Source organism: Actinocorallia sp. A-T 12471 (assembly GCF_033875155.1).
Lineage (GTDB): Bacteria > Actinomycetota > Actinomycetes > Streptosporangiales > Streptosporangiaceae > Actinocorallia.
Genome location: NZ_JAWZTE010000007.1, coordinates 160055 through 178707, shown reverse-complemented (window position 1 = coordinate 178707; position 18653 = coordinate 160055). Strand labels below are relative to the sequence as shown.

Genomic DNA, 18653 nt, shown 5'->3' with positions numbered 1-18653 from the left:
CCGCCCGTAGGTCCAAGGGCCGGGCGCGGGTCAGCTAGCACGCCCGGAGGGAGGGCCGAAAAGTACAGCGGCATTGTTGTATAGGACGTCGCGGAGCCAGGGGTCGCCGAGGTTGAGGCGGGAGAGGGACTCGAGGGAGTGGAGGTAGGGGTAAGGGATGTTGGGGTAGTCGCTGCCGTGCAGGATGCGGGGCTGGAGGTCGAGGAGGCGGGGGAGAGAGGCGGTGGGGAAGGGCTTGGTGAAGTCGGGGAAGTCGGTGAACGCCATCGTCGTGTCGAGGCGGACTTCGGGGTGGCGCTCGGCGAGGTCGAGGAAGTCGTTGTGCTCGGGCATGCCGAAGTGCGCGACGATCAGCGGCAGACGCGGGTGGCGGCGCAGCACCTCGCCGATGGGTCCCGGGCCGGTGAACGGGCCGGGCACGGGCCCCGACGCGCAATGGGCGACGACGGGGACGCCCGCTTCGGCCAGCAGGCCCCACACGTCGTCTAGGAGCGGGTCGCGCGGGTCGTAGGCGCCGACTTGAAGGTGGGCCTTGAAGACGCGTGCGCCGTCTTCGATCGCGCGGCGGACATAGGCGGCGGCGTCCGGTTCGGGGAAGAATGTCGCGGTGTGCAGGCAGTCGGGGGTGCGGGCGGCGAAGTCAGCGGCCCACGAGTTCAGCCACGCCGCCATGTCCGGCTTGTGCGGATAGACCATCGCGGTGAACGCGCGGACCCCGAACGACCGCAGCGTCCTCAGCCGCTCGTCCTCGTCGGCCCGGTACCTGATCGGCCACTGGACTCCGGTGAGCGGCCCGACCCCGTCGAAGTACGCCCACACCTTGTCCATCACCCGTTTGGGCAGGAAATGGGTGTGTACGTCGATGATGCCGGGAAGGTCGAGCTCTTCCCAGAACGCCGTGACCTCGGCAGCCTCGTCCACCCGCTCCGCCCTTCTGACGCCGTCGCTCCCGACGGACGTTACTGAACGCCGGACGCGTCGGGTTAAGCGGGTGCGGCGCAGGCGCGAGGGTCGCGACGGGTCCGAGATCGTCGAGGACCGCGAGGAGTTCGGCGACCTGTTCCAGCGCGCTTATCGCCGAGGCCGCTCCCGCCTCGTCAACGCCCTGGTACAGGTCGAGCCCGATGAAGGCCGCAGTGACGGCGCGGGCCGCGCCGCGCAGGTCGAGGAAGTCGCGCACCGGCGAGGCAGCGAGGACCCGGACCAGGACGCCTTCGACCTCGTCGGTCCACAGCGCGAGCCCGTCGGCGCTCGCCTTGGCGAGGTCGGGGGAGGACTGCCCGCCCGCGAGGAGCTGGGCCAGGACGGCGAGGTCGGCGCGTTCGTCCGCCCGGATGGTCCGGCCGAGCGCGAGCAGCCCCCCGAGGTCGCTGACTGCCTCGAAGCGCTCCCGGTAAGCCGCGACGAGCTCCCGCGACCCGTACGCGCACGCCGCCGTGAGCAGCCCGCTGACGCTCCCGAAGTGGTGGAACACCAGCGCCTGGTTGACGCCCGCCGCCGCCGCGACATTCCGCGCCGACGCCCCGGCGATCCCCCTGTCCCGCAGCGTGTCGAGCGCCCCCCGCATCAACCTGACCTTGGTCCCCGTCACCCACACCCCCCACTTTGAGCGCCCGCTCAACCCCCGACCCTAACCCCACCACCGCCCGCACCGCCCTCACCGGGAGGCTGGGCTTAGCCGCCGGCGGGGGGAGGGTCGAGGGGGGCGCCGTCGCCGATGCTGGGCAGGTCGCCGCGGGTGACCGAGGGGACGGGCTCTGTCGGCGTGGGCGTCGCGGGGGCCTCGATGAGCGGCTGCGCGTTCGTTAGGGAGGCGCGTAGCGCGCTGTGGTCGAGCGCGGTGTCCGGGGCGTTCAGGCGGAGCAGGTGGTCCGCGACCGGTAGGACGTACTCGTGGCGTCCGCCGCCCTTGCGGTACCAGCCCTCCCCGTCGCCGGTGCACACGATGGACGCGGTCGGGCCGCCCTCAAAGATCGGCAAGGCACAGTCGCGCTCCCCGAACGTCCCGTGGTCGACCCGCAGATGGACGGTCTGCCCCGGAAAGTCCGCCGACGTGTACGACACGCCGTACCCGTCCTCCCCGACGACCCCCATGGACTGCTCGGCTGCCGTGAACCCCGGCACGTCGACCTTGTAGATGAGCGCGGGATCCACCCCCTGCGCCTTGAGCCGGTTCACCGTGGCCGAATCCATGACCGCGGAACCACAGCCCACGACCCCCAGCCCGAGCGCGACCACCGCGACGACCCGCGCCACCCGCCCGACCCGCCGCCCGGCCCAGGGAGCCTTCGGCGCACCGACGGCCCCAAGGTCCTCCGCAGCAAATCGGGAACGTCGGACGGAAGCACGGGCACACACGGTCGGCGCGGTCATTTCGCGACAATACGCCCGAAGCCTCCGTGACCGCGCACGCAAGCCGCTCCGCGTCGCGAGCAGGCGAGCCCGTCAGGGTGTGAGCGCGACCGGGTCGGGCGGCGGGATCGGCCCGGCGCACTTGGCGAGCGGCCCGCACCCGTCCCCACCCCAGATGATCAACTCGGACCCGGTCCAGACGGGCACACCCCCGTCACGCTCCTCCTGACGCGGCGTCTTGAGCGCGCTCCAACGCCGTCCCTCAAGGTCGAAGACCGCGGCGTCCCCGACCCCGTCCCAGAAGACGACGCCCTTCCCGGTGACCGCCCCCGTCGCCGACGACACCGCTACGCCCTCCGCGACCGGCAACGCCGACCACCGATCGTTCGCCGGGTCGTACACCCCACCGGGATCGAGCGCCTCCGGGAACGGGTTCACCTCGCCCCCGTCCACCCGATCCGGATACGGCGACACAAGGAACACAAGCCCGGAGTCCCACACCACAACGTGCCCGAGATCAGCGGAGACGCCGGATGCGGAAAGCCTCCGCCACCGATCATCGGCCGGACTGTAAGCGACCCCCACAAGCTCATGCCCCCCGTCCGACCCGAACGCGATCACCTCGGACCCCGTCCACACGACGTCCTCAATCCACCGCAGCCGAGGCCCCTTGGCCAACGTCCGCCAACCTCCCTTCGCCGGGTCATACGCGATCCCCCCACCCGGCGACACGAACACCGCCTCACTCCCCGTCCACACCGCGTGCTCCGACGGCACCGCAGGCGCATCCGGCAACCCCACCCACGAATCAGACCCGAGATCGTACGCAGCCCCATCCTTAAGCCGCCCGCCCCCCTGATACCCCCCGACGACGAGCACATTCCGCCCAGTCCACACCAGCACCGGATGACTCCGCCCCGCCAACGGCCCCTGAGCCAGCACCCGCCACCGCCCCGCCACCGGATCGTAAGCACCCCCCTCCGACGGCCACTCCACCCCAACCTCCCCCGCCCCGCCCACTTCCCCCACCCTCCGCGCCCCACCCCAAACCACAACCTCCCGCCCCGCCTAAACAGCCCCACTCCACGACAACCCACCCACCCCCTCCACCACCCGCACACTCCCTGGTTCACGCACGGGGTCAGAAGCCCCCGCCTCCCGGCCCGACCCGCTCCCTCCACCCGAACATCCACCCAGAAGCACCACCAAGCCCGCCACCACCCAGATTCTCCGCATATCTCCAAGACGCAGCCATCCCCACCCCGCGTTGCATCCGCAGAGACCCGCACACCCGCGTTTCCCACACTCACGAGAACTGTCAGACCCCCGGCGTACCGTCATGGCTACCCAGAGGTAGTAGAGGAGGCGCGGTGCGGCGGGAAGAGGCGGCGGCGCTGGTCGTGGAGTTGTTGGACCGGCTTGAACGGGACGGGGGCGAGTATCCGGTTTCGCTCGTGCAGGAGATCCACGTTTACGGGCCGTTCGCGGCGGGTGCGCGCGAGATGGACAACGTGGACGTGCACGTGGAGTTCGAGCACTCCGAGAGGTGGCTGGAAGAGACGATGGAGCGGTTCTTCCAGGCCAGGGACGCGTATGCGCCGTTCAGGAAGGCGCTGAGGGGGGCGCGGCGGCGGATCAAGGTCAACCTCGATCGTCGTCCGGACGTGCCCATGCGGGTGCTGTGGCGGCGCGGTGAGGACTTCGCGGTGGCCAGGGAGCGGCTGCGTGCGATTCCCGAGGCCCAGCGGGAGTTGACGCTTCCGGAACTCGACGGGCTTGAGCGGTGGATCTCGGGGAACACGCCCGAGCTGCTGACCAGGGCCGTGTCCGAGGGGGCCCTGGGCGTCGGGACGGGGGGCGGGGTCGAGTATCTGGAGGTCGTCCGGCCCGTGGGGGCGGGGCCGCTTGAGGCGTTGCGGGTCACGTTGCGGGAGCCGGGCTACTTCAAGGAAGGGGCGGTGTGGATGTGGTGGCAGTAGGGGGGTGGGGAGTGGTCAGGAATCGAGAAGCGGGGGTGGTGGGGGTGGGCCTAGCGTTGAGGGCATGGACATCAGCATTCACTCAACGTTTTTGCCGCAGGACGATCCGGAGGCCGCGCTGGGGTTCTACCGGGACCAGCTCGGGTTCGAGGTCCGCAAGGACGTCGGATACGGGGGGTTGCGGTGGATCACGGTCGGGCCCAAGGGGCAGCCCGAGACGTCGATCGTGCTGCATCCGCCGGCGGCCGACCCTGGCGTCACCGACGAGGAGCGGCGGGTGATCACCGAGATGATGGCGAAGGGCACCTACGCCAGCGTGATCCTGTCGACGCCGGATCTCGACGGGACGTTCGAGCGGCTCCAGGCCGGTGACGCCGAGGTCGTCCAGGAGCCGACCGAGCAGCCCTACGGGGTCCGCGACTGCGCGTTCCGCGATCCCGCGGGGAACATGGTCCGCATCCAGGAAGCCGGCTGAACGCCAGGCAGCACAGCAGTCCGACGACGGTGCCGCGCCCGCGCGCGGCGCCGCCGTCGTTCCGCGCCCAGGTGCGGCGCGTCACACATATGCTCGAACCGGCCCGGATCGGGCCAGGCGCCGGAGGAGGCCGCGCGGGCGGCCCCACCCGACAGATGGAGAGACGATGACCAAGGCCACGGGGAACGAGCCGGCCCACGCCGCCGACAGCCATGATCTGATCCGGGTGCAGGGCGCGCGGGAGAACAACCTGAAGGACGTGAGCGTCGAGCTGCCCAAGCGCAGGCTGACGGTGTTCACGGGGGTGTCGGGTTCCGGCAAGAGCTCCCTGGTGTTCAGCACGATCGCCGCGGAGTCGCAGCGGCTGATCAACGAGACCTACAGCACCTTCGTGCAGGGCTTCATGCCGACCCTGGCCCGCCCGGAGGTCGACGTCCTCGAGGGCCTGACCACCGCGATCATCGTGGACCAGCAGCGGATGGGTTCCGACCCCCGCTCGACCGTCGGCACCGCCACCGACGCAAACGCGATGCTGCGCATCCTGTTCAGCCGCCTCGGCAAGCCCTACATCGGCCCGCCGAGCGCGTTCTCCTTCAACACCCCGACGGTCAAGGCGTCCGGCGCGATCAAGGTGGAGAAGGGCGCGGACGCCAAGGCCGAGAAGGTGACCTTCACCAGGACCGGCGGCATGTGCCCGAACTGTGAGGGCCGCGGCAAGGTCTCCGACTTCGACCTCACCGCGATCTACGACGCGTCAAAGTCGATCAGCGAGGGCGCGATCACCATCCCGGGCTACAGCATGGACGGCTGGTACGGGCGGATCTTCACCGGCTGCGGCTTCTTCGACGCCGACAAGCCGGTCGGCCAGTTCACCAAGCAGGAGCTCGACGACCTCCTCTACAAGGAGCCGACCAAGATCAAGGTCGACGGGATCAACGTGACCTACGAGGGTCTGATCCCGAAGATCCAGAAGTCGTTCCTCGCCAAGGACGTCGAGGCGATGCAGCCGCACATCCGCGCGTTCGTGGAGCGGGCGACGACGTTCACCGACTGCCCCGAGTGCGAGGGCACCCGGCTGAGCGAGGCGGCCCGATCCGTCAAGATCAACGGCATCAGCATCGCCGACGCGTGCCGGATGCAGATCACCGATCTCGCCGCCTGGGTCCGCGAGCTTGACGAGCCCACGGTGGCCCCGCTGCTGGTGAAGCTCGGCCACACCCTCGACTCCTTCGTGGAGATCGGCCTCGGCTACCTGTCCCTGGAGCGTCCCGCGGGCACGCTGTCGGGCGGCGAGGCGCAGCGCACGAAGATGATCAGGCATCTCGGCTCGGCCCTCACCGACACCACCTACGTCTTTGACGAGCCCACCTCCGGCCTGCACCCGCACGACATCCAGCGCGCCAACCAGCTGCTGCTGCGCCTGCGCGACAAGGGCAACACGGTCCTGGTGGTCGAGCACAAGCCCGAGATGATCCAGATCGCCGACCACATCGTTGACCTCGGTCCCGGCGCGGGCACGGGCGGCGGCACGGTCTGCTTCGAGGGCTCGGTCGAGGGCCTGCGCGCCAGCGACACCGTCACCGGCCGCCACCTCGACGACCGCGCCGCGCTCAAGGAGTCGGTGCGCAAGCCGTCCGGGGCCCTGGAGATCCGCGGCGAGAACGCCAACAACCTCAAGGACGTCGACGTCGACGTCCCGCTCGGCGTCCTCGTCGTGGTGACGGGCGTCGCGGGTTCCGGCAAGAGCTCGCTCGTGCACGGCTCGATCCCCAAGGGCGCGGGCGTCGTCTCGGTCGACCAGAGCCCGATCCGGGGTTCCCGCCGCAGCAACCCGGCGACCTACACGGGCCTGCTCGAGCCGATCCGCAAGGCGTTCGCCAAGGCCAACGGCGTCAAGCCGGCCCTGTTCAGCGCGAACTCCGCGGGCGCGTGCCCGGCCTGCAACGGCGCCGGCGTGATCTTCATGGACCTGGCGATGATGGCCGGGGTCGCGACGCCGTGTGAGGAGTGCGAGGGCAAGCGCTTCGACTCCTCGGTCCTTGAGTACCGCTTCGGCGGCCGCGACATCAGCGAGGTCCTGGCGATGTCGGTCGCCGAGGCCGAGGAGTTCTTCGGCGCGGGCGAGGCGCGCATCCCCGCCGCGCACGCGATCCTGAAGCGGCTCGCCGACGTCGGCCTCGGCTATGTGAGCCTGGGCCAGCCGCTGACGACCCTGTCGGGCGGCGAGCGCCAGCGCCTCAAGCTGGCGGTGCACATGGCCGAGAAGGGCGGCGTCTACGTCCTTGACGAGCCCACCACCGGCCTGCACCTCGCCGACGTCGAGCAGCTGCTCGGCCTGCTCGACCGCCTTGTCGAGTCGGGCAAGTCGGTGATCGTCGTGGAGCACCACCAGGCCGTCATGGCGCACGCCGACTGGATCATCGACATCGGCCCCGGCGCGGGCCACGACGGCGGCAGCGTCGTCTTCGAGGGCACCCCCGCCGAGCTCGTCGCCGCCCGCTCGACCCTCACCGGCGAGCACCTGGCCGACTACGTCGGCCGCTGACCCATAAAGCGGCCCCGGAAGACGATTCCGGGGTCGCTCCCCGGGAACGTGACGCGGGTCACCCCCCGACGGCGTCACAAAGCGCGGCCCCATCCCGTCGAGTGGGTGAAGCGAACCCAAGACGGCGAAGGAGCCATCATGGAAGCCCGACTGAACGCCTTCGGAAACCCGGTCGCACAGAAGGTGCTGAAGCACCTCATCGGGGCGAACCAGGCGATCGCGTCATCGTCGCTGCCCGAGGCGACCGCGGAGCTGGTGAAGATCCGCGCGAGCCAGATCAACGGCTGCGGCTTCTGCCTCGACATGCACACCAAGGACGCGCTCGCCGCGGGGGAGACCCCGCTCCGCGTCAACCTCGTCGCGGCCTGGCGTGAGGCGACGGTCTTCACCGAGGCCGAGCGCGCCGCGCTCGAGCTCGCCGAGCAGGGCACCCGTCTCGCCGACGGCGCGGGCGGCGTCCCGGACGAGGTGTGGGCGAACGCCGCCAAGCACTACGACGAGAACGAGCTCGTCGCCCTCGTGTCGGTGATCGCGATCATCAACGCGTTCAACCGGGTGAACGTGATCCTCCAGCAGCCCGCGGGCGGCTACCAGCCCGGCCAGTTCGGCTGACGGCGACGGCCCCGGCCGCGTCCGTCCGCGGACACGGCCGGGACGGACGCGCGCGCCGCCGCTGTGGCAGGATCAGAGATATGACCAGCAGATCCACCCCTGAGCAGCGGCTGAGCGATCTCGCGCGGCTGCGCAAGGTCAAGGACAGGATCGACCGCGAGTACGCCAAGCCGCTCGACGTCGAGGCGCTGGCGCGCGGCGCGCACATGTCGGCGGGCCATCTCAGCCGGGAGTTCCGGCGCGCCTACGGCGAATCGCCCTATTCCTATCTGATGACCCGCAGGATCGAGCGGGCGATGGCGCTGCTGCGGCGCGGCGACATGTCGGTCACCGAGGTCTGCTTCGAGGTCGGCTGCTCCTCGCTCGGCACGTTCAGCACCCGGTTCACCGAGCTTGTCGGGGTCCCGCCGAGCACCTACCGGCGCGACGCCGCCGCGGCTACCGAGGGCATCCCGTCGTGTGTGGCCAAGCAGGTCACCCGGCCGGTCCGCAACCGCGACAACCCGGCCGAGCCCAAGTCCGCCTGACGCCCCCGCGAACTCCCCCCGGAAAGACTGACACTCGTTGGCAGGGTTACCCGGGAGGCTGAGCGCATGAGCGAACGGATGATCGCGCTGGTGGCGGGAGCCACCCGGGGCGCGGGACGGGGTGTGGCCGTCGCGTTGGGGGCCGTCGGTGCGACGGTCTACGTGACGGGAAGGAGCGGGGGCGGCAAACGGTCGGAGATGGACCGCCCCGAGACCATCGAGGAGACCGCCGCACTGGTGACGGAAGCGGGCGGAGAGAGCATTCCGGTCGTCGTCGACCATCTTGTGCCCGAGCAGGTGGAGGCGCTTGTCGAGCGGATCGACGCCGAACAGGGCAGGCTCGACGTCCTGGTGAACGACATCTGGGGCGGCGAACTGCTGTTCGACTGGAACGCACGGGTCTGGGAGCACTCGCTCGACGCGGGCCTGCGCCTGCTGCGCCTTGCGGTCGACACCCACGTCATCACCAGCCACTACGCGCTCCCGCTGCTGATCAGACGGCCAGGCGGGCTCGTCGTGGAGATGACCGACGGGACCTCGGAGTACAACGCCGAGAACTACCGGGTCTCCCTGTTCTACGACCTGGCGAAGGTGTCGGTGAACCGGCTCGGCTTCGCCCAGGCCAAGGAACTCGCGCCGCTCGGCGGGACCGCGGTGTCGCTGACGCCCGGCTGGCTCCGCTCGGAGCTGATGCTCGAGCACTACGGCGTCACCGAGGCCAACTGGCGTGACGCCCTCGTCAGGGAGCCGCACTTCGCGATCTCCGAGTCCCCGCTGTACGTGGGCCGCGCCGTCGCCGCCCTGGCGACCGACCCCGACCGGGCCCGCTGGAACGGCGCGTCACTGTCCAGCGGCGGCCTCGCCCAGGTCTACGGCTTCACCGACGCCGACGGCAGCCGCCCCGACGCGTGGCGCTACATCGTCGAGGTCCAGGACGCGGGCCGCCCCGCCGACGTCACCGGCTACCGCTGACCTGCCTCACACGGGTCATGTCCGGTACAGCTCGGCCAAGCGCGCGGCCGCCTCGCCGACCCGCGCGCGCAGCTCAGGCGGCGCAAGCACCTCGACCTCGGCCCCGAGCCGGAGCACCTGGTCGAAGGCCACGTCGAGGTTCTCGACCGGCAGCACCGCGACGGCCCAGCCCCGCCCGTCGGGCGCGCCCAACGACGCAAGGGCGCGCTCGACGGCGGGCGGCTCGGCGACCCGCCGCAGCCCCCGCACCGCGCGCCGGCTGAGCCGCACGGTGATCTCCTCGTGGCACATCGACGCGACGAACTCGGCGGACCGCTCGGCCCAGTGCGCGGCCAGGTCGAACCCGGGGTCCCGCGCGAACACCGCACCCGTCTCGGCCACCGAGAAGATGCGATCCACCCGATATGTCCGGAACTGTTCCCCGACCGCGGCGACGAGGTACCAGACGCCGCCCTTGAGGACGAGCCCGTACGGCAGGACGGTCCGGGTGGTCGCGCGGTAGCCGAGCGCGATCTCCCGGTCGGTCCAGACGGCCTCGGCGAGTTCGGCCAGCAGCGGCGGCGGCGACGCGTCGGTCCACCAGCCTGGGATGTCGAGGTGGAAGCGGCGGCCGGTCCGGTCCGGGGCCTCCCGGAACGGTTCGGGCAGCGCGGCCAGCAGCTTGAGCCGCGCCGACGCGGCGGCGTCGGCGAGCCCGAGCTGGCCGGCGGGCCCGTCGAGCCCGGTGAGGAACAGCGCCTCGGCCTCCTCGCGGGTGAGCCCGGTCAGCCGGGTGCGGAACCCGCCGACGAGCCGGTATCCGCCGTGCCTGCCCTGCTCGGCGTACACCGGGACCCCGGCGTCGGCGAGCGCCTGCATGTCGCGGTACAGCGTCCGTTCCGACACCTCGAGTTCGGCGGCCATCTCGGCGGCGGTCAGCGGCCCGCGCGACTGGAGCAGCAGCACAAGGGAGATCAACCGGGCGGCGCGCACCCCGGTACCGTACCGGGGCGCGCGCCCAGGTCAGCCGCCGAAGCCGACGGAGCAGCCGCCGAGCACGGTCCTGCCGTCGACCGTGACGTCGAAGTCGGCGGCCCGGCCCGTGGGCCTGGCCCGCACGGCGAGGACGTCGCCGGGCACGACCGGCGCGGTGAAGCGCACGTGGGCCTCGGCGAGGTCGGCCGGGTGCGCGCCGAGCGCACGGCCGAGCCCGACGGCGCTCGCGGCCATCGTGGCGAGCCCGTGCAGGATCGGCCGGTCGAGCCCCGCGGTCTTGGCGGCCTCCGGGTCGATGTGCAGGGCGTGCAGGTCGCCGCACAGCCGGTACAGCGCGGCCTGTTCGGCGAACGTGGGGATGTCGAAGGCCAGCGCGGGCGCGTCGTCGGGCTCGGCGCGCCGCGCCGACGGCCCGCGCTCGCCGCCGAACCCGCCACGGCCGGGCGCGAAGATCGACCAGGTCGCGGTGAAGAACCGCGACTCGACCTCGACGTCGAAGACCGCCGCCGCGCCCTTGTCCCACACCGCCGCGACCCGCGCCGCCAGCGTCAGCTCGCCGCTCGTCGGCAGGGGAGCGGCGACCTTGAGCCCCTGCGCGCCGTGCAGCGCGGTGGACTGGTCGAACGCGCCGTGGCCGCCGAGCACGTCGGGGGCCCACTGGGCGAGGGTGAGGCCGAAGGTCGGCAGGACGCGCAGGCGGCGTTCATAGACGAGGTCGAGTTCGTCGGCACGCGCGCCCACGGCGAGGGCGTAGAGGATCGCCTGGCTTTCGGTCCAGGAGACCGTGCGTTCGCCGAGCGCGCGTCCCGCCCACTCGCCTGCGGGCGCGTCCGGCCCGGGCAGCGCGCTCATGACAGCCGCTCCACGATGAGCGCCATGCCCTGGCCTCCGGCCGCGCACATGGTGACGGCCCCGTAGCGCCCGTCGCGGCGCGTGAGCCCGTTGACGAGGGTCGTGGTGAGCCGCGCCCCGGTCATGCCGAACGGGTGGCCGAGCGCGATCGCGCCGCCGTGCACGTTGACCTTCTCCTCATCGAGGCCGAGGTCGTCGCAGACGGGCAGGACCTGCGCGGCGAACGCCTCGTTGATCTCCACGAGGTTGAGGTCGGCGGCGGTGATCCCGGCCCGGTGCAGCGCCTGGCGCATCGCGTCGGTGGGGCCGAGGCCCATGATCTCCGGGGAGATCGCCGAGACGCCGGTCGAGACGATGCGGGCGAGCGGCGTCAGGCCCAGGTCGGCGGCCTTGCGGTCGGAGACGACGACGAGCGCGGCGGCCCCGTCGTTGAGCGGGCAGCAGTTCCCGGCGGTGACGGTTCCGTCGGGCCGGAACACCGGCTTGAGCCCCGCGACGGACTCGGCGGTGACGCCCGGCCGAGGGCAGTCGTCGCGGGAGACGACCGACCCGTCGGGGAGGGTGACGGGGGTGATGTCGAGGTCGAAGAACCCGTCGGCGACCGCCTTCTCGGCGAGGTTCTGGCTGCGCACGCCGAACGCGTCCTGCCGCGCCCGCGACACCCCGCGCAGCTGCGCGACGTTCTCGGCGGTCTGTCCCATCGCGAGGTACGGGTCGGGCAGTTCGCCCGACTCGCGCGGATCGCGCCACACCGGGACGCCCGCGCCGGTGCGCTCGGCGCTGCGCGCTTCGGCGGCGGCGTAACGCGGGTGGTGGGTGCCCTCGGCCCCGTCGGACTTGCCGCGCGCATAGCGCGAGACGCACTCGACGCCCGCCGAGACGAACGCGTCGCCCTCGCCGGAGCGGATCGCGTGCAGCGCCATCCGGGTCGTCTGCACGCTCGACGCGCAGTACCGCTGGACGACGGTGCCGGGCACGCCGTCGAGACCCAGCGCGATCGCGGTCTGCCGGGCGATGTTGTAGCCCTGCTCGCCCGCGGGCTGCGCGCAGCCGACCATGAGGTCGTCGAGCGTGGCCGGGTCGAGCGCCGGGACCTGGGCGAGCGCGGCGGTCACCATCTGGGTCAGCAGGTCGTCCGCGCGCAGGTCCTTCAGGGACCCCTTGTACGCACGGCCGATGGGCGAGCGGGCCATCGCGACGATGACGGCCTCGGGCATCGGGGCACCTCCAAGCATCGGGGAACTGCCCACCCAATCTACCAAGCGCTAGTTAGGTCACCGAAGCCCGCCCACACCCCGGACCCTCCCTTAGGCCCCCAAGGCCCCGAGGAGGTGCCGAGAACACACCCCGCCCGCCTTCCCCACGCCAACGGGCCCGCCAAATCGGACGGGACCCGCGCGAGCCCCACGCCAACGGGCCAGCCCAAATCGGACGGGACCCGTGTGCGCCCCACGCGAACGGGCCCGCCCGGATCGGACGGGACTCGCGCGAGCCGTCAGGGGACGGGCGTCAGCGGTGCGTCCTGCGGCGCGGGCACCGGCTTGGGCTTGCGGAGCGACCAGGTGCGGTCGCCGAGCAGGGTGAGGATCGACGGCAGCAGGACCGCCCGGATGACCGTCGCGTCGAGCAGCACCGCGACCGCGAGCCCCACCCCGAGCTGCTTGAAGTCCTGCATCGACAGCGTGGCGAACACCGCGAAGACCGCGACCATGATCAGCGCCGCGCTGGTGACGGTGCCCGCGCTCGACCCGATCCCGTGCGCGATCGCCTCGCGGGTCGGCATGCCGCGCCGCCACGCCTCCTGGATGCGGGAGACGACGAACACGTGGTAGTCCATCGACAGCCCGAACAGGATCACGAAGACGAACAGCGGAAGCCATGCCTGGACCGCGCCCGCGCCCGTCGTGCCGAACAGCTCGTCGCCCCAGCGGTGCTGGAAGATCCCGGTGATCACCCCGTAGGCGGCGGCGACCGACAGCAGGTTCAGCATGACCGACGTCAGCGCGATCGCCGCCGACCGGAACGCCGCGAGCATGATCAGGAAGGCGGCCGCCGCGACGAACGCGAACACCGGGAGCAGCGCGTCGTTCAGCTGCGCGGTGTAGTCGGCGCTGAACGCGAGGTCTCCCCGCAGCGCCGCGTCCGGACGGCCCTCGATCGCCTCCCTGGCGCGCTGGAGGTCGGCTTCATCGGCGAGCGGGACCGTGATCCGGGTGAGCCCGTTCTGTTCCCGCGCCTCCCCGAGCGCCGCCAGATCCCCGGCCGGACCCTTGACGATGATCTCGCCGGTCTCCGCCCGCCCAGGGAACGCCTCCTCGATGTGCGTGTACGCGGTGAGCAGCGGGTCGCCTGCCGGGATCGTCTGCCGCAGCGACAGCAGCTCGGTCTTCATCCCGAGCACCGGAAGCGCCAGCACGATCAGGAACACGGCGGACAGCGCCGCGGCAAGCCCGGGCCTGGCCAGGACGCCCCGCACGATCGCGGGCATCAGCCGCGCCTCCCGCCGCGGGCCGCACCGCCGCACGATCCGTCCGGCGTCCACCCTGTCGCCGAGCAGCGAGAGCAGCGCGGGCAGGACGGTCACCGAACCCGTCATCGCCACGAGCACGACGACGATCGTGCCGACCGCGAAGCTCACGAACATCGGCATCCCGGACAGGAACAGCCCGGCCATCGCCACGCTGACCGTCGCGCCCGACACCAGCACCGAGTGGCCCGACGTCCGCGCCGCGATCCGCAGCGCCTCCGCCGACGTCATGCCGAGCGCCCGCTCCTCGCGCTCGCGCCGCAGGTAGAACAGGCAGTAGTCCACCCCGACCGCGAGGCCCATCAGCAGCATCACCGAGTTGGTGGCGTCGGCCGCGTGGAACTGGTGGCTGAGCAGCGCCGTCAGCCCGAGCGCCGCGACGAACGCGGTGAGCGCGAGCGCGACGGGCAGGACCGCCGCGACGAGCGCCCCGAACGCGATCAGCAGGATGCCCAGGGCAAGGGGGACTGCGGTCCACTCAGCGCGCTTGAAGTCCTCGTCGAAGGCCCGCTCGAACCACAGGTCGACGGTCGCGCTCCCGAAGACCTCGGTGTGCGCGCCCGTCGCGGCGATCGCGTCGCGGACGGCGGGGTAACGCCCGGCCGCCTCATCCGGATCGCCCTTCCAGTCGAAGGCGACGAGGACCTTGTCACCCGAACGCGCCGCCTCCCTGACGCCCACGGCCTGCCCGGTGCCCTCCACCGCCGCGACGACCGCCGAGGCGTCGGTCCCGTGCACCAGCACGAGCTCGCTTGCCGGGTCCTCGATCCCGGCCTCCTCAAGCATCTCGATCGCCTGCCGCGACCCGCCGAACGCGTCCTCCGCGTCGGTCATCGGCCGCTGGCCGGCCAGTGACCCGAGGACCGACGAGCCGACGACGAACAGCACCCACAGCGTGACGGCAAGGACGCGGTGGCGTGCGCTCCAGCCACCGAGTTTCTCCGCGATTTCCATGGTCACGACGCTAGGAACCGCGCCCTGCCGCGACCATCCCGGCAGGTACCGGCCCGGGGGTGGGCCTAGACCCACCCAAGAGGGGAGAAGGGTACAGTGCGCAAGAATCACCCCCCAGCCAGAGTGAAGGCATGAAGAAGACAATCCGGGCCGTGGGCCACGGCATCACGCTGTTCCTGCTGAGCCTGGTCCAGCTGCTGTGCCTGACCCTCGTCCTCGTGGCGGTCTGCCTCATCCCGCTCGGCGTCGGCCTGTACCTCACCCCGCCGCTGATCAGGCGGCACCGCGCGTTCGCCGACCGGGCGCGGCTGCTCGCGCACGACTGGAGTGGGGTGACGGTGTCGCGGCCCTACCTCCCCGAACCCGTCTACCGGCCCGGCCTGCTCGGCCAGGCCGAGCGCTGCCGCTTCCTGCTCGCCGACAAGGCGACCCACCGCGACCTGCTGTGGGGCTTCGCCGACCCCGTCGTCGGCGGCTTCTTCGGCCTGATGGCGTTCGCGCTGCCGGTCTACGGGCTTGAGGGAATCCTCATGCCCGCGATCTTTGGCGCCTTCCGCGATGTCGGCTTCGAGGACTGGTACACCATCATCCACGTCCACGACGGACAACCTGAGGCGGCGTGGTGGTGCGTCCCCCTCGGTGTGCTCCTGCTCCTCCTCGGCCTGTGGGCGGCCCCGCGCTTCGTGCGCGCGCACGGCCTGTGGACCAGGAGCCTGCTCGGCCCCGCCGACGCCGAGGCGCTGGCCCGCCGCGTCAACGAGCTCACCCGCACCCGAGCCGAGACCATCGACGCCTCAGCCGCGGAACTGCGCAGGATCGAACGCGACCTGCACGACGGGGCACAGGCGAGGCTCGTCGCGATGGGCATGACGCTCGGCGCGGTCGAGCAGCTGATCGAGAAGGACCCCGACAAGGCCCGGCTGCTGCTGGCCGAGACCCGCGCGACCTCGGTCAAGGCGCTGAACGAGCTGCGCGACCTCGTGCGCGGCATCCACCCGCCCGTCCTCGCCGACCGCGGCCTGTCCGACGCCGTCCGCGCCCTGTCCCTCGACAGCGGCCTCGACGTCGAGGTCAGCGGGACGCTGCCCAGGCTCGAGCCGCCGCTGGAGTCAGCCGCCTACTTCGCCGTCTCCGAGGTGCTGGCCAACGCCGCAAAGCACAGCGGTGCCCGCCGCGTCTGGATCGACCTGCGGCTCGAGGACGGCACGCTGCGGATCGGCGTCACCGACGACGGCGTCGGCGGTGCGTCGGTGGAGGCGGGCAGCGGACTGCGCGGCATCGAACGCCGCCTCGCCGCCTTCGACGGCGTCCTCGCGCTGAGCAGCCCGCCGGGCGGCCCCACGATCGTCACCCTGGAGATTCCTTGCGCGCGGTGATCGCCGAAGACCAGGTCCTGCTCAGGGACGGGCTCGTCCGCCTCCTCGAAGCGCACGGTTTTGAGATCGTCGCGGCGGTGGACAACGGCCCGTCCCTGCTGCGGGAACTTGTCGCGCACAAGCCCGACGTCGCGGTGGCCGACGTCAGGCTGCCGCCGTCGTTCACCGACGAGGGAATCCGCGCCGCGATCGAGGCGCGCGGGCTCGTCCCCGGGCTTCCGGTGCTCGTCCTGTCGCAGTACGTCGAGCAGCTTTACGCGCGGGAACTGCTCGCCGACGGCGCGGGCGGCGTCGGCTACCTGCTGAAGGACCGGGTCTTCGACACCGCCGAGTTCGTCGAGGCGGTCCGCAGGGTCGCGGGCGGCGGCACCGCGATGGACCCCGAGGTGATCGCGCGGCTGCTGACCAGGGGCAGGGCCGTCCGCCCGCTCGACCGGCTGACGCCCCGCGAGTCCGAGGTCCTCGCCCTGATGGCCGAGGGCCGCTCCAATGCCGCGATCGCCGCCCGCCTCGTCGTCTCCGACGGCGCGGTCGCCAAGCACACCACGAGCATCTTCCACAAGCTCGACCTCCAGGCGTCCGACGACGACAACCGCCGCGTCCTCGCCGTCCTCGCCTACCTCAACGGCTGACCCACCCCCCACGCAGTCCAGAGGAGCCCCCCGATGCCGCTGAAACTCGACGTCATGCTGTCGGACTCCGTCGTCACCGCCGCCGAACGCGCCCGCGCGCTTGAGGGATGCGGAGTCGACGGCGTCTTCACCTTCGAGAACTCCCACGACCCGTTCTTCCCGCTGGTCGCCGCAGCCCCCGCCTGCTCGCTCGACCTGATGACGAACGTCGCGATCGCGTTCCCGCGCAGCCCCATGCACCTCGCGCACGCCGCCTACGACCTGCATCTGCTGTCGGAGGGACGGTTCAGGCTCGGGCTCGGCTCGCAGGTGAAGGCGCACATCGAGAACCGGTACGGGTCGCGGTGGGGCAGGCCGGTCGAGCGGATGCGCGAGTGGGTGCTGGCGACCAGGACGATCCTCGACAGCTGGCAGGACGGGACACGCCTCAAGTTCGAGGGCGAGTACACAAGGCACACGCTGATGACCCCCGCGTTCAACCCCGGCCCGAACCCGCACGGCAAGCCGAAGGTCCTCGTCGGCGCGCTCGGGCCCAGGATGAACCGGATGGCCGCCGAGGTCGCCGACGGCGTGCTGGTGATGCCGTTCAACAGCGCGCGGCACATGCGCGAGCGGACCAGGCCCGCGATCGCCGACGGTCTCGCCGCCTCCGGCCGCACCCGCGCCGACTTCGAGGTGACCGCCGAGGTGATCGTCGGCGTCGGCCGCGACGAACGCGAGCTTGAGGCCGCCAAGGCGATCCGCTACCTGCTGTCCTTCTACGGCTCGACCCCCTCCTACAAGGCCGTCCTCGACGTCGAGGGCATGGGCGACCTGCAGCCCGAACTGAACGCGCTGTCCAAGCAGGGCCGCTGGGCCGAGATGCCCGGCCTCATCGACGACGCCGCGATGAACACCCTCGCCGTCCACGGCACCCCTGCCGAGTGCGCGGCCGAGATCGTCGCGCGCTACGGCGACTGCGACCGCGTCTGCGCCTACTTCCCGCACTACAACGCGCCCGACGACCTCATCGCCGAGTTCGCCGCCGCTTTGCGCGACGCCGGGCGCTGACCGTCAGGAGTCGTGCAGGCCGAGCGTCACCGCGGTGATGCGGCCGCCGACGAGCGTCCCGGCGAAGGCCGCGTCGGCAAGCGCGCGCACGACGGTCTCCGGGTCACGCTTCGCGGTCGTGCGCAGCCCGGTGAGGCCCGCCCACAGCGTGACGCCACCGGTGACCGCCGTGTCGAGCCAGCCCCGGTCGACCCGGATGCCGAGCCCGTCGGCGACGGTCAACGGCTCCCTGCCGTCGGCGCGGCAGGTGAGCGTCACCCGGTACTGGTCGGGCGGGTCGCCGGGCATGAGGACGGCACGCCACGTCGGCACGTCGGGCCCCGCGTGCGGCAGGTCGCCGACCGACAGCAGGCACAGCCCCTCGCGCAGCCACGCCTGCACGTAGGCGTTGGAATCGGTCGTGCTGTTGTGCAGCGCCGGCATCACCGGTTCCATGATCAGCGCGGCGCGCGGCGCGGTGTCGTCGCCGAGCAGCAGCGGGATCAGGTGCTGGCTGCGGAAGTAGGGGGTGAGGCTGATCGGGGTGTCGCGGTCCTCCACGGTCGAGGCCGAGCACGCCGCGTGCGCCCAGATGATGTTCACCAGCGGCCGCGACGGCGCTTCCGCCACCGGGAACCGCCGCACGAGGACGCTCGTGTCCTCACGTTCGGCGTCCCCGGGCAGGTCGCAGATCACACAGTCGTACTCGCCGGGTTCGGGACCGGCGAGCAGCTCCGCGACCTTCGCCTCACCGAGGACCTCAGCGACCTCCCGGCTGATCACCACCCGCCGCCCCGAGGGCGCGCCAAGCCCGTCACTCATACCGATCACCGTAAACCGCGCGAA

17 protein-coding genes and 1 pseudogene are annotated in these 18653 nt (G+C 71.8%); 9 read left to right on the top strand and 9 right to left on the bottom strand.

The genetic code is table 11. The features are described from left to right. Positions 1-30 precede the first annotated feature (30 nt). The 4 genes and pseudogenes from R9X44_RS21035 to R9X44_RS21020 form a co-directional block, all read right to left on the bottom strand. Positions 31-921: an amidohydrolase family protein gene (locus tag R9X44_RS21035; RefSeq protein WP_319815936.1), complete on the bottom strand. Its 891-nt coding sequence runs from the start codon at positions 919-921 to the stop codon at positions 31-33. Between the two features lie 571 nt (positions 922-1492). Further along, positions 1493-1567: pseudogene (locus R9X44_RS21030) on the bottom strand (hypothetical protein); the annotation flags it as partial. A gap of 107 nt (positions 1568-1674) precedes the next feature. After that, positions 1675-2193, bottom strand: a complete 519-nt coding sequence (locus R9X44_RS21025; RefSeq protein ID WP_319815935.1) for a hypothetical protein — start codon at positions 2191-2193, stop codon at positions 1675-1677. A 252-nt stretch (positions 2194-2445) separates the two neighbouring features. Further along, a complete protein-coding gene (locus tag R9X44_RS21020) occupies positions 2446-3030 on the bottom strand; it encodes a hypothetical protein (protein ID WP_319815934.1) in 585 nt (194 codons plus the stop codon). Positions 3031-3722: 692 nt separating this feature from the next. Between R9X44_RS21020 and R9X44_RS21015 the strand changes: the two genes are divergently transcribed. The 6 genes from R9X44_RS21015 (at position 3723) to R9X44_RS20990 (ending at position 9462) form a co-directional block, all read left to right on the top strand. Next, positions 3723-4331, top strand: coding sequence for a hypothetical protein (locus R9X44_RS21015; RefSeq protein ID WP_319815933.1), 609 nt, complete (start codon positions 3723-3725; stop codon positions 4329-4331). A 64-nt stretch (positions 4332-4395) separates the two neighbouring features. Beyond that, the gene (locus R9X44_RS21010; protein WP_319815932.1) at positions 4396-4806 is read left to right on the top strand and encodes a VOC family protein; all 411 of its coding nucleotides are present in this window, start codon (positions 4396-4398) and stop codon (positions 4804-4806) included. A 166-nt stretch (positions 4807-4972) separates the two neighbouring features. Further along, entirely contained in the window at positions 4973-7351 is a 2379-nt protein-coding gene (locus R9X44_RS21005; RefSeq protein ID WP_319815931.1) for an excinuclease ABC subunit UvrA, read from the top strand. Positions 7352-7489: 138 nt separating this feature from the next. Continuing rightward, positions 7490-7963: a carboxymuconolactone decarboxylase family protein gene (locus R9X44_RS21000; RefSeq protein WP_319815930.1), complete on the top strand. Its 474-nt coding sequence runs from the start codon at positions 7490-7492 to the stop codon at positions 7961-7963. An 80-nt stretch (positions 7964-8043) separates the two neighbouring features. After that, the gene (locus R9X44_RS20995; RefSeq protein WP_319815929.1) at positions 8044-8490 is read left to right on the top strand and encodes a helix-turn-helix transcriptional regulator; all 447 of its coding nucleotides are present in this window, start codon (positions 8044-8046) and stop codon (positions 8488-8490) included. Positions 8491-8556: 66 nt separating this feature from the next. Further along, on the top strand, positions 8557-9462 hold the full coding sequence (locus R9X44_RS20990) for an SDR family oxidoreductase (protein ID WP_319815928.1): 906 nt from the start codon (positions 8557-8559) through the stop codon (positions 9460-9462). A gap of 15 nt (positions 9463-9477) precedes the next feature. On the opposite strand, the gene R9X44_RS20985 is transcribed toward R9X44_RS20990, so the two are convergent. The 4 genes from R9X44_RS20985 to R9X44_RS20970 form a co-directional block, all read right to left on the bottom strand. Continuing rightward, positions 9478-10434 carry a YafY family protein gene (locus R9X44_RS20985; RefSeq protein ID WP_319815927.1) on the bottom strand — a complete coding sequence of 319 codons (957 nt, stop codon included), beginning with the start codon at positions 10432-10434 and terminating at the stop codon, positions 9478-9480. Between the two features lie 30 nt (positions 10435-10464). Next, a complete protein-coding gene (locus R9X44_RS20980; RefSeq protein WP_319815926.1) occupies positions 10465-11289 on the bottom strand; it encodes a MaoC/PaaZ C-terminal domain-containing protein in 825 nt (274 codons plus the stop codon). Beyond that, complete coding sequence (locus R9X44_RS20975; RefSeq protein ID WP_319815925.1) at positions 11286-12506, bottom strand: acetyl-CoA C-acetyltransferase; 1221 nt, start codon at positions 12504-12506, stop codon at positions 11286-11288. Before R9X44_RS20975 ends, R9X44_RS20980 begins: the two co-directional genes overlap by 4 nt. A 278-nt stretch (positions 12507-12784) precedes the next feature. Next, entirely contained in the window at positions 12785-14770 is a 1986-nt protein-coding gene (locus tag R9X44_RS20970) for an MMPL family transporter (RefSeq protein ID WP_319815924.1), read from the bottom strand. A gap of 131 nt (positions 14771-14901) precedes the next feature. Here R9X44_RS20970 and R9X44_RS20965 point away from each other — a divergent pair, with 131 nt between their 5' ends. Genes R9X44_RS20965 through R9X44_RS20955 form a run of 3 tightly spaced genes read left to right on the top strand, consistent with a single transcriptional unit; the run spans position 14902 to position 17828 of the window. Further along, a complete protein-coding gene (locus tag R9X44_RS20965; protein ID WP_319815923.1) occupies positions 14902-16146 on the top strand; it encodes a sensor histidine kinase in 1245 nt (414 codons plus the stop codon). Then, complete coding sequence (locus R9X44_RS20960; RefSeq protein ID WP_319815922.1) at positions 16134-16778, top strand: response regulator transcription factor; 645 nt, start codon at positions 16134-16136, stop codon at positions 16776-16778. The genes R9X44_RS20965 and R9X44_RS20960 overlap by 13 nt, the downstream gene beginning before the upstream one ends. Positions 16779-16811: 33 nt before the next feature. Further along, complete coding sequence (locus R9X44_RS20955; protein WP_319815921.1) at positions 16812-17828, top strand: TIGR03617 family F420-dependent LLM class oxidoreductase; 1017 nt, start codon at positions 16812-16814, stop codon at positions 17826-17828. A 3-nt stretch (positions 17829-17831) separates the two neighbouring features. Here the strand turns inward: R9X44_RS20955 and R9X44_RS20950 are convergent, their stop codons facing one another. After that, a complete protein-coding gene (locus R9X44_RS20950; protein WP_319815920.1) occupies positions 17832-18629 on the bottom strand; it encodes a hypothetical protein in 798 nt (265 codons plus the stop codon). Between the last annotated feature and the right edge of the window lie 24 nt (positions 18630-18653).

Coding starts and splice junctions, on each gene's coding strand:
- R9X44_RS21025 (WP_319815935.1), bottom strand. CDS start 2,193: ATGGATTCGGCCACGGTGAACCGGCTCAAGGCGCAGGGGGTGGATCCC.
- R9X44_RS21010 (WP_319815932.1), top strand. CDS start 4,396: ATGGACATCAGCATTCACTCAACGTTTTTGCCGCAGGACGATCCGGAG.
- R9X44_RS21005 (WP_319815931.1), top strand. CDS start 4,973: ATGACCAAGGCCACGGGGAACGAGCCGGCCCACGCCGCCGACAGCCAT.
- R9X44_RS21000 (WP_319815930.1), top strand. CDS start 7,490: ATGGAAGCCCGACTGAACGCCTTCGGAAACCCGGTCGCACAGAAGGTG.
- R9X44_RS20995 (WP_319815929.1), top strand. CDS start 8,044: ATGACCAGCAGATCCACCCCTGAGCAGCGGCTGAGCGATCTCGCGCGG.
- R9X44_RS20990 (WP_319815928.1), top strand. CDS start 8,557: ATGAGCGAACGGATGATCGCGCTGGTGGCGGGAGCCACCCGGGGCGCG.
- R9X44_RS20980 (WP_319815926.1), bottom strand. CDS start 11,289: ATGAGCGCGCTGCCCGGGCCGGACGCGCCCGCAGGCGAGTGGGCGGGA.
- R9X44_RS20975 (WP_319815925.1), bottom strand. CDS start 12,506: ATGCCCGAGGCCGTCATCGTCGCGATGGCCCGCTCGCCCATCGGCCGT.
- R9X44_RS20970 (WP_319815924.1), bottom strand. CDS start 14,770: ATGGAAATCGCGGAGAAACTCGGTGGCTGGAGCGCACGCCACCGCGTC.
- R9X44_RS20965 (WP_319815923.1), top strand. CDS start 14,902: ATGAAGAAGACAATCCGGGCCGTGGGCCACGGCATCACGCTGTTCCTG.
- R9X44_RS20955 (WP_319815921.1), top strand. CDS start 16,812: ATGCCGCTGAAACTCGACGTCATGCTGTCGGACTCCGTCGTCACCGCC.
- R9X44_RS20950 (WP_319815920.1), bottom strand. CDS start 18,629: ATGAGTGACGGGCTTGGCGCGCCCTCGGGGCGGCGGGTGGTGATCAGC.